This is a genomic window from Maribacter sp. MAR_2009_72 (genome assembly GCF_007827235.1).
In the GTDB taxonomy this organism is placed as follows: domain Bacteria; phylum Bacteroidota; class Bacteroidia; order Flavobacteriales; family Flavobacteriaceae; genus Maribacter; species Maribacter sedimenticola.
The window spans coordinates 585,549-599,683 of record NZ_VISB01000001.1; the positions used below are offsets into that span (position 1 = coordinate 585,549).

Here is a 14,135-nt window from a genome sequence, read left to right on the forward strand (position 1 = left end):
TTACAATTGAAATTATCTGTATAGATTTTTATCAATAAAATTATATGAGCCAGTTTTAAAGTTTAAACAGCAAAAGCTCATCTGATTTTACCCCTAGTTTTAAGCTCCTTAAAACAAACAATCGTACACTATGAAAAATAAAGAATCAGCGTCCAAAAAAATCAAGGACCTAGAGCATTATCAAAAAGATATGAAAAACAAACCTTTGACCACCAACCAAGGATTAAAGGTTAACGATACAAATAACAGTTTAAAATCCGGGGAACGTGGTTCTACATTATTAGAGGATTTCCTTTTACGGGAAAAAATTACAAGTTTTGATCACGAACGTATTCCAGAACGTATTGTACACGCCAGGGGTAGTGCGGCACACGGTTATTTTGAATTATATGATAGTATTGAGGAATATAGTAAAGCCGGCATATTTACGGATACCGCAAGAAAAACGCCTGTGTTTGTACGTTTCTCTACCGTAGCGGGTTCAAAAGGTTCACCTGACCTAGCTAGGGATGTCCGTGGTTTTGCAGTAAAATTTTATACCGAAGAAGGAACATGGGATCTTGTGGGAAATAACATGCCTATATTCTTTATACAGGATGCTATGAAATTTCCAGATTTGATTCATTCCGTTAAACCAGAACCGAACAAGGAAATTCCACAAGCTGCATCTGCACATGATACATTCTATGATTTTGTTTCTCTCACTACGGAAACCTTGCACAACCATATTTGGGTTATGAGTGATCGGGCCATTCCTAGAAGTTTACGTATGATGGAAGGTTTTGGAATTCACACCTTTAGATTGATCAATGCAAAGGGAGAAGCACACTTTGTAAAATTTCATTGGAAACCAAAGCTAGGCGTACACTCCGTAACATGGGAAGAAGCAGTAAAGATAAATGGCGCCGATCCGGATTTCCACAGAAGGGATTTATGGGATGCCATTGAGGCCGGACAATATCCTGAATGGGAACTTGGTATACAGGTAGTAGCGGAAAAAGATGAACATAAGTTTGATTTTGACCTGTTGGATCCAACCAAACTTATTCCTGAAGAAATGGTTCCTGTTAAAATAATTGGTAAAATGACCTTGAACAGAAACCCGGATAATTTCTTTGCGGAAACGGAACAAGTTGCTTTCTTGCCAGGTCATATTGTTCCAGGTATTGATTTTACGAACGATCCTTTGTTACAAGGTAGATTATTTTCTTACCGAGATACCCAGTTGTCCAGATTGGGAAGCCCTAATTTTCATCAAATTCCAATCAACAGGCCTGTTGTAGAAACGCATAACAATCAAAGGGATGCTCATATGCAAATGTCCATTCCTAAAGGACAAACTGCATATTTTCCAAATAGTTTAAGCGGTGGTTGCCCACACCTTTCCAAAATGGCGGAAGGTGGTTTCCATTCATATGAGGAACGTATAGATGCAAAAAAGATACGGACAAGAAGCGAGAGCTTTAACGATCATTTCTCGCAACCGGCATTATTCTATAGAAGTTTGGCAGATTGGGAAAAAGAGCACGTGGCAGCGGCCTATACTTTTGAGTTGGGCAAATGTAACCATGAACACATTAAGGAGCGCATGTTATGGTTGATCGCCCAGATAGATGATGATCTTGCCAATAAAGTAGCGGAAGGATTGGGTATGGAAATACCAAAGGATATTGAACGACCTATTAATCAGGCTATAGGTGCCGATGCTGATGCGGACAAACATCAACCTGGTGAAAAGAAAAATTACCTGGACAAATCAAAGGCATTAAGTATGGCCAATACAAAATTCAATAGTATTGCTACCAGACAGATAGCCGTACTTGCAGCAGATGGATTCAACATGAAAAAATTTAAATCCATGACAGAAATATTGGAGAAAGAAGGAGCTATGGTTAAAATTGTTGCGCCTCACGGAGGAAGTATTACTTGCGATGAAGGTATGAAACATAAAGTTGATGCGGCTATAGCAACGACGGAAAGTGTTTTATTTGATGCAGTCTATATTCCTGGAGGAGAAAAATCTGTGGAAGCCATTTTGGATAATGGAAAGTTTATCAAATTTATAAATGAAAGTTTCAAATATTGTAAGGCAATAGCCGTAGATGATGAAGGTGAAATGGCTTTGGACAAATCATTTATTAACGCATATAAGGATGATAACGCCATACATATCAATGATGAGCCCTCTAAATTTGTAGACAGTATTTCCAAGCACAGAAATTGGGAAAGACGCAAATTGGCCGATAAAATTCCCGTGTAATAAAATGGTTATATATGGGATAAATCCACTGGAGCCTATGGTTTCGGTGGATTTTTCATTTTTAAAACATATTAAATGGCCTTGCGAAGTTTTAATTTCTTGGGTACGGTAAAATAGATAGTTGATCCTTGGTCAATTACACTTTTTACCCATATTCGTCCACCGTTCATTTCTACCATTTCCTTACATAAAAATAATCCTAGTCCTGTTCCTTTTTCATTATTGGTGCCATAAGTAGATTCATAATTGTTCTTGTTAAATAAATTCTCCTTTTTTTCCGGGGACATACCAACACCATTGTCCGCCACTGAAAGTACCAATTGGGATTCATCTTCCATAGCATCTATAGTAATCTCACCTTTTTTATGTGTAAATTTTATGGCATTACCAATAAGGTTTCTTAGTACAATATCCACATGTGCGTCATCACTATAGCTAACTAAATTCTTTTCCGCATTACTTTTAACTTGAATAGATTTCTTATCCGCTAAAGGTTTTAATAAACGCATATTATTTTCTATCAAATCATTGATATTAATATTTTTAGGTTCATGTTTGGTACCGTTAATCTGTGTTTTACCCCAAATCAATAGATTATCCAACATATCTGCAATAGAACTTAAATCCTGTAAGGCTACAGGCAAAAATTTGTCCGTTTCTTCCTTGGTCATTTGACCACGTACATAAAATTCCATAAGGCCATGAAAGGAATGAATTGGGCCTCTAAGATCATGCGCTATCAATGAAAATAACTTATCCTTGGTATTATTACTTTCCTTTAACTGTAATTCCCTATTGACTAGTATTTGTTGCTTTTTCTGTAAAATACCATTAAAACGTCCTTGAATTTTAAAGTTTCTATAAATTAAAACCAGCATGATAATCAATAGCAATAGACCTGACAAGGCAATATAGGTCAACGCTTGTTGACTTGCCAGTTCCCTGTTTTTTTCATCCAGAATCTGTTTTTTTTGTGCCTCGTATTTTTGATAACTACGGAGCATTGCCAAGCCTTTCTTAAAATTTTCGGTATCTGCTTTTTCCGCAAGTTCCAAATACTCATCCTGGTAATCCAACGCCACCTCAAACTCACCTTTCATCCTATTAATATCAGCAAGAGTTTTTGCGGATTTCATTAAAATTTCTGGGTAGTGGGTGGTGCTTGCCGCCTTATTGGCCTTAAGGGCATAATGTTCTGCAGAATCTATTTGACCTAGGCCTATATACGCTTCTGCCAGACCATTATAAGTATTAATGGTACCCGTAAAATAATCAAGGTCCTCACATAGCAAATTACTTTCCATATACCATTCCAAAGCATCTTCAAATTGCTTTTTTTCCAAGGCTATAATTCCCTTAACCTCATAGCAAAAGGAAAGCCAATCCATATTATCCTCTTCAATGAATATAGGAATGGCCCTTTTTATTACATCTTCTGCATTTTCAAATTTGTGTAAATATGCATATGAAAAGGCCATATTACTTAAGGTCTTTGCCATAGTAAATGCACTCTTGCTTTTTTCACTAAAACGAAGTGAGTTTTCATGAAAGATCAACGCGGTCTCATAGTCTTTTAGACCGGAATACATAATGGCAATATTATCATATAATATCGGCAACATAAGGTTATCCTTATTTTTTTCACCAATTTCAATGCCTTCCAAGTAATATTTTAAAGCCTCATCTACATCACCATTTATAGAAAGGGTAGTGCCGTAATTGTTGAGGACAATTAATTTAAGCTTTTCATAATCGTAATTATCAGCTATTTCTATTGCCTTATCATAATACTTTTTATAATTATCCTTATCCATTAATTGGGAATAGTAGTCACCTAAACGTAGATAAGCATAACCTTCCCCTTTTTTATATTTGGTAAGTTTACTTAAAGCAAGCCCCTGGTTTGCCAAAATATACGTACTGTCCTTATTCTTGTAGGTATATTCCTTGGCCAGATCAAAAAGTAAATCTATGTAAAGGGGGGTTTCAGGATTAAATTCTGGTTGCGCTTTTAATTCCTCTATCTGTTTAAGAAGCTTTTTTTCTGATTGAGAATACGATGTAGGTATCAACATCAATGATAGTACTACTAAAAGTATGCATTTTTTATAATTAGTAGGGGACAAAATAAACTTCATCACTATGAGGGAATTAAACACTAAATATATAATGTAAATACAATACTTCCTTATTAATGTTGTGAAACGCCAAGTTATGTATGTATTTTCTTACTATTAACTAACGTGCAAATCAATTTTCTCTTTGAATCCATTTTTTATTTTTTACAGTTCTTTTAAACATAGGTTAACATAAACAATAATTTTTTAACTAATTATTAATACACAAGTCATGGTTTTCAGCAAACTATCACCTGTAATTGTACGTAAATAGTATAATAACAATATCTAAAAGCACGGAATTATGACACTAAGAAATTTAAAAACTTTGGTATGTTTAGGCATGATACTTTTTGCATTAAATTCATGTAAGGATCAAGCCAAAATAGATGCCGATAAAAAGGCCATGGAGGATCAAATAGCAATGGAGGAAGCCAAATTTGAGGCAGAAGCGGAAAAGGCTAAAGTCGAAGCCAAAAAAAACGAAATGAAGGCTAACAGTATAGCCGCACTTGCTCATAAAAATAATGAACTTTCCACGTTATTATCCGCTGTAAAAGCAGCTGATTTGGAAGCAATGTTATCTGAACCTGGTAATTATACCGTATTTGCACCATCTAATAATGCTTTTGAAAAATTACCTAATAATAGGTCTATTGCAGAATTGGGCAAAGAAGAGAATAAAGAATTATTGACCAACATATTACAGTATCATGTAATAAATGACATAATTTCTACAGATAAATTGGTGGATAATATTAAGGAAGCCAATGGTAAATATGTAATGACGACAGTTGCCGGATCAGAAATTACCGCTGGTTTAAAGAATGACAAAATTGTTTTAAAGGATGAGAAAGGAAATAAAAGTGAAATTGTCTTAGGAAATGTAAAAGCTTCTAACGGAATTATACACATAATCAATGATGTGCTACTGACAAAATAATCCTTGATGGGTATATTATAATGAGGGCCTTAAGTGCCCTCTTTTTTATTGCATATTTATGAATTTTCATAAACGGTGTTCTAAATTAAATAAACCTAAACGGTATGTTGAAGTTAAAATAAAACAGGATTTAAGGGAGAATCAATAATTCTACCTATTTTAGTGCCAGGACACCATGTTTCCCAATCATTCTGTTGCCCGTCATTAGTGGGTTGTTTTAATTTCATATACTTATCCATATAGATTATGGTCATGACCTTTCTCATGTTCCGGGTAGTATTTGCACCGGCACGATGAAAAACCCATCCAGAATGAAAACTTATTTCCCCAACATCAAAAGGCGATATAACATGTTTAAAATCGGTTACTTTTAATCTATTCTGTATAATCTGTTCACTCTCATTACTTATAGATAATTCCCTACCGTCCATAATTTCATGACTACCTGCGCTAAACTCCAATGGTCCCATTGATAATGGTGTTATTTGTAGGGGTATCCAGGCAGTTATGGTTTTATCAGAGGCCAAGGGCCAATAGTATTGATCGGCATGCCACGGGGTAATACCCCCACCAGCTTCCTTGAACAAGGCTTGGTCATGGTACAAACGTACACCTTCAACTTGCATTAAAGCACTGGCAATTTGTGCTAGTCTCTTTGAAAATACCAAAGTCTTTATCAATTCATCCTCTTGCCATAAATTAAAAAGTTGCATAAACGCCTTGCCATAGGTGTCCCTATGTTTCATTGGCTGCTTTTCTTTGGTCAACTCCATTACTTTCTTGGTAATGATCCCATTAAAAAATGAAATGGTTTCGGGATCAAAAACATGTTTCAATTTTATATAGCGATTGGAATCATAAAATTGTATTTGTTCATGAGTGAGTATGTATTCCTGATCTAAAAGTGCCATTGTTTTCATGTCATAAATTTTATGTTCATAAAAGTATATAGATGACAGCGGTACATATTTTACAATTTTAACCAATAGTGTGCATATTTTATCCCATATGATGTAATTTGTATACATTAATAGTTAATTATAACTTATAATGAAACCCATCATTGAAAGAATAGACCTTAAAGAATCCCAAACATCTTTTCGGTATTTTAAATTAAAAGAACAAAAATTTAAACCCTTTTGGCATTATCATCCAGAGCTGGAACTTACTTTAATTACCAAGGGTAGCGGTACACGGTTTGTTGGTAACAGTATACTTAACTATACTGAAAATGACTTGGTCCTTTTGGGTAGTAACCTACCTCACAATTATATATCCCACTTAAATAACCCATCAATGACCCAAGAAGCGATCGTTATTCAATTTCCAGCCCATTTGTTTGATAGTTTTATAGAATGTGAGGCTTTTAAAACACTGTATAATTCTGCCACTAGGGGTATACAGTTTTTACATCCCGCCCCACAACTGTTAGAACAATTATGCTCGTTTGATGATTTATCAAAAACAGGGCACTTAGCCGCTTTAATTGAAATAATTCAGCAATTGCTTCTTCACGAAGACACGGTTTATCTCTCCTCATCCTCATACCTTCCGCAAATGGTAACGGATAAATCAAAAAGTAAAATAAAAGTCATTACGTCTTACATTCTTGAAAATCTTACCAGTAAACTTACCGTAAACCTAATGGCGGAAAAAGCCCATATGATAGCTCCGTCTTTTTGTAGATGGTTCAAAAAAAGTACGGGGCATTCGTTTGTTACATTTTTAAATTTATCCAGAATAGAATTAGCCTGTATGCATTTATCCACAACGGATAAACCTATACAGGCTATTGCTTTTGATTGTGGCTTTGAAAGCTTATCTCATTTTAACCGAACATTTAAAAAATTGAAAGGATTAAGCCCAAGGGAATTTAGAAATTCAATGCTATCGCATTAAACCGTTACCTCATTTTCACTCTTCAAACTTTCATCTACTTCTAGTACAGGCACCGAATCCTTTAGTTCTGTAAATTTTTGAATACGTTCCAAATCATCTTCTTCACCTGAAAAATAAGGAAAAACATCCATGATGGGCGATTCAGTAATGGCCGGTATGGTATAATCTCCCATAGTATCCTTCATTACACTAACCGTATTGTCATAAGCTTCCTTAACATCATTTGCCTGAACCAATAAATATTGATTGCTTTTACTTTCCTTGCCACTCTCCTCATCAAAGGCGATCAATGATATCTTGGACTTAAACCATCTATCCGAATTTTCAAACGGATGGATTTCTGCGTAATTGGCAACCTTAATGTTCGTAATCTTTATTTCTTCGCTATCACTTAAATAGGCGGACATTTCTTGGGTTATTCTACTTTCTGCTTCAGTATAGGAAATGGCATCTACCAAGAACGGTTCTGTTTTGACCTTTAGCATACCACTTGCCTCATCCAATTTTCTATATTTTACTTTACACTCATACCAAATTGCACTCATATCATGTTTTTTTAGGGGTGGCAAATATAGCAGTTAGCCTTAGTTCGCTTCATAAAAAAAACCATTAGATATTCACAAATTCACGAGGTATGACATAATGTATTTACTAAGAGACACTTAGATTTCTACAGCGAAAAAAAGGGAATGAGGTAATGGTATTTAGAACAGCTCTTTCTTTATAGTATTGGGTATTTTAATGTTAAAAATTGAATTACAACCTGTTAACAATCAATTCTCTATATAAAAGACTTACTTTTATAAGGCTTACAAAACATAATCCTCCGGTTTTTACGAACAGTAACCTTGTAAAAAATACCAACATGCCAATATACATGGATAGACACGATGTGTCTCAAGGAGTAACCGCAGAGGATGTAGCAGATCTGCATAATCAAGATTTAATTGTTCAGCATAAATATTGCTGTAAAGGTCTGAGCTATTGGTTCGATGAAGATCGTTCTACCGCATTTTGTTTAGTAGAAGCTCCAAATATGGATGCGATAATAGAAATGCATACCAATTCTCATGGTGATGTGCCCAACACTATAATTGAAGTAGATACTAGTATTGTAGAATCTTTTTTAGGACGCATTGAGGACCCATCCAAATCTCAAAAAACAGAACTTAATATTGTCAATAATCCTGGATTTAGAATTTTGGCCGCACTTAAATTTATGGATGGCCAATACTTAACCTCTCCGAGTAAAGAAGTACTGGAAAAAATAAAGAACATCATTGAAAATTATGCGGGCCGACTGATAGACAGTCATAAAGAATATTTGCTGATATCCTTTACATCTACAACCAACGCACTGCATGGTATTTTAGAATTGAAAGAATATTATGTTTTGACTACAAAAAGTACAGAGCAAATTCGTATTGGTATTGGAGCGGGAGTTCCAATTACCAAAAACCATGGTTTTTTTGAAGAAACGATTAAGACAGCAAAACGTTTAACGGATTTACAGCATTCGCATATCATTATAACTACAGAAGTTAAAGAGTTATATGAGAGTGAAAATCAGAACAAAAGATTAAATCCTGATATTTTTAAAATACTCCTTTTTCAAGAAGAAGAGTTTTTAAACGATGTTATGAATTATTTAGATAGTGAATGGCAAAATCCCAATTTAGGTGTAGACGATTTTTGTTCACATTTGGGGTTAAGCACTTCTCAATTATATCGAAAAACTAAAAGTCTACTACAGACATCAACCAATTATTTAATTCAAAGACATCGGTTGAACAAGGCTATTAAACTTTTGATTAAAAAAGATATGAACATTTCTGAAATAGCATTTGAAACAGGTTTCAATAGTGCGGCATATTTTACAAAATGCTTTCAAAAAGAATATAACATACTGCCTTCCAATTATTTAAAAAGTGTTTAAAAGCATAATTTGACTTTTATATCAATGAACGAAAAGTTATAGTATTTGATTGAAATGTAGAATTTGCAATGAATAAGCATGGCTAGATTTGAATGGTAAAACCAAAACAATCAATGTCATGAAAAAAATTATCATCCTTATTTACGGTATTCTAGCTTATTTCATTTTCCTAATTGCTTTTCTGTATGCCATAGGTTTCGTCAATAATTTATGGGTGCCAAAAAGTATAGACTCCGGTGTTGAAATAGATACACTAAATGCATTATTAATAAATATTGGCTTGCTTAGTGTTTTCGCCTTACAACATAGCGTTATGGCAAGACCGGCATTTAAAAAATGGTGGTTGAACATTATAGGCAAAGCAGCAGAGCGTAGTACCTATATACTCTTATCCAGTCTGGCGTTACTATTAATTTATTGGCAATGGCAGCCAATGACTAAGGTGCTATGGTCTGTAGATAATGCAGTTTTAGCTTCCATTATTCAAGGAGTTTTTTTTATGGGTTGGTTAATCGTTTTATTATCAACGTTTATGATAAGCCATTTTGAACTGTTCGGTCTCACTCAAATCGTAGATAATCTTAAAAACAAGGTTACCAAAGAACCTTCATTTAAGGTCAACTATTTCTACGGGCTGGTGCGTCATCCTATTATGCTCGGTTTTATAATCGCTTTTTGGGCTACACCAACTATGACGATAGGTCATCTATTATTCGCAGTAGTAACCACCAGCTATATTCTAATTGCAGTTAAATTCCTAGAGGAGAAAGACTTAAAAAAAGCATTAGGTACAACTTATACCGATTATCAAAAAAAGGTTCCCATGATTATCCCTTTTACCAAATTATGAAAACAACAATCTTTTTAAAACCTATATATTATGAACAAATCGCTATTTGAACGTCTAGGAGGAAGAGTAGGAATCTCCACTATAGTTGATAACACAGTTACCAATCATATGGATAACCCAGCTGTTAACGCTAGATTCTTGCCTTTAAAAAATCAACCGCAACGTCTGGCTATAATTAAAAGTCATACCATCGACTTTTTTAGTGCTGGTAGTGGCGGACCAGCAACCTATACCGGCATGGATATGGTCACGGCCCATACAGGAATGAATATAAGTCCAGGAGAGTATATGCATGTAATGGATGATATTTTCAAAGCGTTAGATCAAAACGGAATTGACGAGGAATCAAAAAAAGATGTCCTTGCCATATTGTGGTCCTTAAAAGGAATGATGATATCAAAATAAAAACAATACAACAATTATATAAAACGAAACAAAACCATGAAAAGCCTTGAACAACCAATCACAGAAAAACATATAGAAAGCCTACGAAAGCAATTAAATGGTAGACTAATAACACCGACCGACCAAGACTATAATACGTCTCGTAAAATATATAATGCCATGATAGACAAACATCCTGGAGTCATAGTTATGTGCACGAATTCTACTGAAGTACAAACCGCTGTAAACTTTGCCAGAAATAATAATTTACTCGTTGCAATTAGAGGAGGTGGACACAATGGTGGCGGATTAGGATTATGTGATGACGGAATGGTCATTGATTTATCAGGTCTAAAATCAATTACCGTCAATACAGAAAATAAGACCGTAAAGGTAGGTGGTGGATGTATTTGGAACGAGGTAGATAATGCCACGCATGAGCACGGTTTGGCAATACCTTCCGGCATGGTCTCAAGTACCGGCGTTGGGGGACTTACACTAGGTGGTGGTGTTGGATATCTTTCTAGAAAATACGGGTTAACCATTGATAGCCTATTAGAAGCTGAAATGGTTTTGGCAGATGGTTCCATAGTTACCACCAACAAAGATGAACATCCTAATTTGTTTTGGGCTATTCGCGGAGGTGGCGGTAATTTTGGAATTGTGACTAAATTTACTTTTCAGGCACATCAACAGAAAATGGTATATGGAGGACCAACCTTGTGGCCCATAGAACAAACAGAGGAGATTATGGGTTGGTTTGATGGTTTTATTAGAAAGGCGCCAGATGATATAAACGGCTTTATCGCCACTATGATAATTCCCGAATCGCCATTTCCTGAACACCTACATAATAAGAAGTTTTGCGCCATTGTTTGGTGTTATACAGGTAAAATGGATAAAATGGAAGAGACTTTTGCTCCGATTTTAGAAAAGAATCCCTTATTTGCTCATATGGGAGAAATGCCTTATCCAGCTATGCAATCTATGTTCGATGGTTTGTTTCCAACAGGAATGCAATGGTATTGGAGGGCCGATTTTTTTAAATCTTTGACTCCTGAAATTACCGCCCAGCATTTAAAATTTGGTTCAGAAATTCCGACGCCTCTATCACAAATGCATTTGTACCCAATAACAGGTGCCGCAAGTAGGGTAGGAGCAACCGAGACTCCTTGGGCATACCGTGATGCTGATTATTGTGGTGTATACGTTGGTGTTGATCCCAACCCAAAGAATGCTGATAAAATTACGGAGTGGTGTAAAGGATATTATGATGCCTTGCATCCATATTCAGCAGGTGGTGCCTATTCCAATTTTATGATGGATGAAGGGCAGGAACGGGTACAAGCGAGTTATAAACACAACTATAATCGTTTGGCAGCTATAAAACATCAATATGACCCTACTAACTTTTTTAGGATAAACCAGAATATTGTTCCAAAATCATAATTCAGGGAATAATTAAATCGGATTTGATACAGTTTGCTTTATTTTAAGTAATGAATTCAATTGATGGATATCATAGAGTAGATGATAATAATTGTGGATTTAGAGTGAAGAATACGGCTGAACAAAGTACGTGTCCGTTTTAAAGAAATGAAAAGTAATTATAGATCAATTAGCATACGAGTTTAGATATGCCTTCTGACTACAGTCAGGACAACCTTAATATTCTCATATGGTGCGGAATAATTTGTATCAAAAATATTAAGGTTTAATTACTATATAAAATCAAAAAAGCCTGCAAACAGCTTGCAGGCATTTATATTCAATATGAAATGCTATTATTTCAAAGCTTCAAAAAGTTTCTCGGCAACCAATTCAGATGAAGCAGGATTCTGACCAGTAATCAAATTTCCGTCTTGTACGGCATATGCCGCCCAATCCTCTTTCTTGGAATAAATTCCGCCGCTTTCTTTTAACATATCCTCTACCAAAAACGGAACCACGTTCGTTAACTGGACCGCTTCTTCCTCAGAATTGGTGAAACCGGTTACTTTTTTGCCTTTTACCAATTTATTGCCATCCACACCGGAAACTCTTTTTAAGGCTGCTGGGGCATGACATACAAATGCTATTGGTTTTCCCTGCTCATTAAATGTTTCTATCAATTTTACCGATGTGGCATCATTGGCTAAATCCCATAATGGTCCATGGCCTCCTGGATAAAACACAGCATCAAAATCTGCTGCATCTACCTCTGCCAATATTTTGGTATAGTTCACCAAATCTTGGGCTACCTTATCTTTCTTAAAGCGTATGGTATCCTTGGTTTGTGCGTCCTCCGTATCACTACTTGGATCAATTGGAGCTTTACCGCCCATTGGGGTTGCCACTGTAATTTCCGCACCTTTATCCAATAAACTATAATAGGGCGCAGCAAATTCCTCAATCCAAAACCCTGTTTTCTTTCCTGTGTCTCCCAATGAATCATGAGAGGTTAATACAAATAATATTTTCATTTTCTTTATTTTTTGTCCATTAATATATGGTCCAATTATTAGACCTTTACTATCATCTTTCCTTTATTCTTACCATCCATCATATCCAAAAAGGCCTGTGGCGTATTTTCAAAACCTTCTACAATGGTTTCCTTATATGTTAATTTGTCCTCGCCTAGCCATGTAGCTAACTGTTTCATGGCCACCGGAAATTTGTCTGCATAGTTAGATACAATAAAACCCTGCATTAAAGCACTGGTCTTTACCAAAAAAGGCTGTACGGCAACGGCCATTGGCAATTCTGTCTTATTATAGACCGATATGGCACCACAAATAATAATTCGTGCAAATTGGTTGATGCTGAACAGTACTGCATCTGATATGGGTCCGCCAACATTGTCAAAGTATATATCCACTCCATTGGGGGCTGCCTCTTTTATGGCCGCTTTCATATCCTTGGTGGTTTTATAATTGATGCCATGATCAAATCCAAAATCAGATCTGAGCATGTCAATTTTTTCATCCGTACCTGCAATTCCAATTACAGTAAGTCCAAGTATTTTTCCTATTTGGCCAACAACACTACCTACTGCACCAGCGGCTCCAGATACTACCATGGTTTCTCCCTGCTTGGGCTTACCTATTTCATGAAGGCCTAAATAGGCGGTTAAACCCGTCATACCCACAATGCCTAGATATGCACTTAAAGGCGCTTTACTTTTATCTATTTTTTGTAGACCCTCGCCATTGGACACTTGTTTTTCCTTCCATTGCAATAATCCAGAAACAAAATCTCCTTCCTTAAATTTTTCATTTTTAGACTCCAGAACCTCTGCAACGATACCTGAGCTTATTGGTTCACCTACTTTAAAAGGAGGTACATATGATTTGGCGTCGCTCATACGGCCACGTAGATATGGGTCTACCGAAATATATTTTGAAACAAGGAGCATTTCCCCATTTTTCAATGTGAAGTTATCATCTAATTCTTCAAACGAAAAATCATCTAAGGTAGGGGTACCTACCGGTCGTTGTTTTAAATTAATCGAAGTATTCATACACTATTATTTTTCAATTTCATTAATAACTTTATCCCATTACCATCTCCTACAATCCTAGAATTAGCACTATTAGGACGTTCGGTTATCCGGGACTTAAAATCCTTAACTTTTTTACCTTACAAAGGTATCATAAAAAAAGAATGAACGTTCATTTTTAACATTGCTTAACAGTAATGTTGAACTATTTTAAAGATAATTGTTATACTGTTGATCTCCTAAAACCAATAGCGATTGCGTTAACAAA

At 35.5% G+C, this 14,135-nt stretch carries 12 protein-coding genes; 7 read left to right on the forward strand and 5 right to left on the reverse strand.

Annotated elements, in window-relative coordinates:
• Positions 1–130 precede the first annotated feature (130 nt).
• Positions 131–2,260 (forward strand): catalase, encoded by a 2,130-nt coding sequence (locus JM81_RS02395; RefSeq protein WP_144800536.1) that lies wholly within the window; start codon positions 131–133, stop codon positions 2,258–2,260.
• A gap of 71 nt (positions 2,261–2,331) precedes the next feature.
• On the opposite strand, the gene JM81_RS02400 is transcribed toward JM81_RS02395, so the two are convergent.
• Positions 2,332–4,398 carry a tetratricopeptide repeat protein gene (locus JM81_RS02400; protein ID WP_144800537.1) on the reverse strand — a complete coding sequence of 689 codons (2,067 nt, stop codon included), beginning with the start codon at positions 4,396–4,398 and terminating at the stop codon, positions 2,332–2,334.
• Positions 4,399–4,681: 283 nt separating this feature from the next.
• On the opposite strand from JM81_RS02400, the gene JM81_RS02405 reads away from it, so the two are divergent.
• Positions 4,682–5,320: a fasciclin domain-containing protein gene (locus JM81_RS02405; RefSeq protein WP_144800538.1), complete on the forward strand. Its 639-nt coding sequence runs from the start codon at positions 4,682–4,684 to the stop codon at positions 5,318–5,320.
• 113 nt (positions 5,321–5,433) lie between these two features.
• Here the strand turns inward: JM81_RS02405 and JM81_RS02410 are convergent, their stop codons facing one another.
• On the reverse strand, positions 5,434–6,240 hold the full coding sequence (locus JM81_RS02410; RefSeq protein ID WP_222430283.1) for a phytanoyl-CoA dioxygenase family protein: 807 nt from the start codon (positions 6,238–6,240) through the stop codon (positions 5,434–5,436).
• A 130-nt stretch (positions 6,241–6,370) separates the two neighbouring features.
• On the opposite strand from JM81_RS02410, the gene JM81_RS02415 reads away from it, so the two are divergent.
• Entirely contained in the window at positions 6,371–7,219 is an 849-nt protein-coding gene (locus tag JM81_RS02415) for an AraC family transcriptional regulator (RefSeq protein ID WP_144800539.1), read from the forward strand.
• Here the strand turns inward: JM81_RS02415 and JM81_RS02420 are convergent.
• Positions 7,216–7,764: a DUF4494 domain-containing protein gene (locus JM81_RS02420; RefSeq protein WP_144800540.1), complete on the reverse strand. Its 549-nt coding sequence runs from the start codon at positions 7,762–7,764 to the stop codon at positions 7,216–7,218. The two genes, JM81_RS02415 and JM81_RS02420, sit on opposite strands and share 4 nt — an antisense overlap.
• 320 nt (positions 7,765–8,084) lie before the next feature.
• On the opposite strand from JM81_RS02420, the gene JM81_RS02425 reads away from it, so the two are divergent.
• From JM81_RS02425 to JM81_RS02440, 4 genes are all read left to right on the forward strand, one after another.
• Positions 8,085–9,155, forward strand: coding sequence for a nickel-binding protein (locus tag JM81_RS02425; RefSeq protein WP_144800541.1), 1,071 nt, complete (start codon positions 8,085–8,087; stop codon positions 9,153–9,155).
• Positions 9,156–9,273: 118 nt separating this feature from the next.
• Positions 9,274–10,005: a methanethiol S-methyltransferase gene (mddA, locus tag JM81_RS02430; RefSeq protein ID WP_144800542.1), complete on the forward strand. Its 732-nt coding sequence runs from the start codon at positions 9,274–9,276 to the stop codon at positions 10,003–10,005.
• A gap of 30 nt (positions 10,006–10,035) precedes the next feature.
• Positions 10,036–10,410 carry a group I truncated hemoglobin gene (locus JM81_RS02435; RefSeq protein WP_144800543.1) on the forward strand — a complete coding sequence of 125 codons (375 nt, stop codon included), beginning with the start codon at positions 10,036–10,038 and terminating at the stop codon, positions 10,408–10,410.
• 36 nt (positions 10,411–10,446) lie between these two features.
• Positions 10,447–11,838, forward strand: a complete 1,392-nt coding sequence (locus JM81_RS02440; RefSeq protein WP_144800544.1) for an FAD-binding oxidoreductase — start codon at positions 10,447–10,449, stop codon at positions 11,836–11,838.
• A 335-nt stretch (positions 11,839–12,173) separates the two neighbouring features.
• Here the strand turns inward: JM81_RS02440 and JM81_RS02445 are convergent, their stop codons facing one another.
• Both JM81_RS02445 and JM81_RS02450 read right to left on the reverse strand, forming a co-directional pair.
• Positions 12,174–12,851 carry a type 1 glutamine amidotransferase domain-containing protein gene (locus JM81_RS02445; protein WP_089260615.1) on the reverse strand — a complete coding sequence of 226 codons (678 nt, stop codon included), beginning with the start codon at positions 12,849–12,851 and terminating at the stop codon, positions 12,174–12,176.
• Positions 12,852–12,889: 38 nt separating this feature from the next.
• On the reverse strand, positions 12,890–13,888 hold the full coding sequence (locus JM81_RS02450; RefSeq protein ID WP_144800545.1) for an NADP-dependent oxidoreductase: 999 nt from the start codon (positions 13,886–13,888) through the stop codon (positions 12,890–12,892).
• Positions 13,889–14,135: the final 247 nt, after the last annotated feature.

Excerpts from the sequence above, each read along its gene's own strand:
- JM81_RS02425 (WP_144800541.1), top strand. The coding sequence starts at position 8,085 with ATGCCAATATACATGGATAGACACGATGTGTCTCAAGGAGTAACCGCA.
- JM81_RS02440 (WP_144800544.1), top strand. The coding sequence starts at position 10,447 with ATGAAAAGCCTTGAACAACCAATCACAGAAAAACATATAGAAAGCCTA.
- JM81_RS02405 (WP_144800538.1), top strand. The coding sequence starts at position 4,682 with ATGACACTAAGAAATTTAAAAACTTTGGTATGTTTAGGCATGATACTT.
- JM81_RS02445 (WP_089260615.1), bottom strand. The coding sequence starts at position 12,851 with ATGAAAATATTATTTGTATTAACCTCTCATGATTCATTGGGAGACACA.
- JM81_RS02435 (WP_144800543.1), top strand. The coding sequence starts at position 10,036 with ATGAACAAATCGCTATTTGAACGTCTAGGAGGAAGAGTAGGAATCTCC.
- JM81_RS02420 (WP_144800540.1), bottom strand. The coding sequence starts at position 7,764 with ATGAGTGCAATTTGGTATGAGTGTAAAGTAAAATATAGAAAATTGGAT.
- JM81_RS02395 (WP_144800536.1), top strand. The coding sequence starts at position 131 with ATGAAAAATAAAGAATCAGCGTCCAAAAAAATCAAGGACCTAGAGCAT.
- JM81_RS02410 (WP_222430283.1), bottom strand. The coding sequence starts at position 6,240 with ATGAAAACAATGGCACTTTTAGATCAGGAATACATACTCACTCATGAA.
- JM81_RS02450 (WP_144800545.1), bottom strand. The coding sequence starts at position 13,888 with ATGAATACTTCGATTAATTTAAAACAACGACCGGTAGGTACCCCTACC.
- mddA (WP_144800542.1), top strand. The coding sequence starts at position 9,274 with ATGAAAAAAATTATCATCCTTATTTACGGTATTCTAGCTTATTTCATT.
- JM81_RS02415 (WP_144800539.1), top strand. The coding sequence starts at position 6,371 with ATGAAACCCATCATTGAAAGAATAGACCTTAAAGAATCCCAAACATCT.
- JM81_RS02400 (WP_144800537.1), bottom strand. The coding sequence starts at position 4,398 with ATGAAGTTTATTTTGTCCCCTACTAATTATAAAAAATGCATACTTTTA.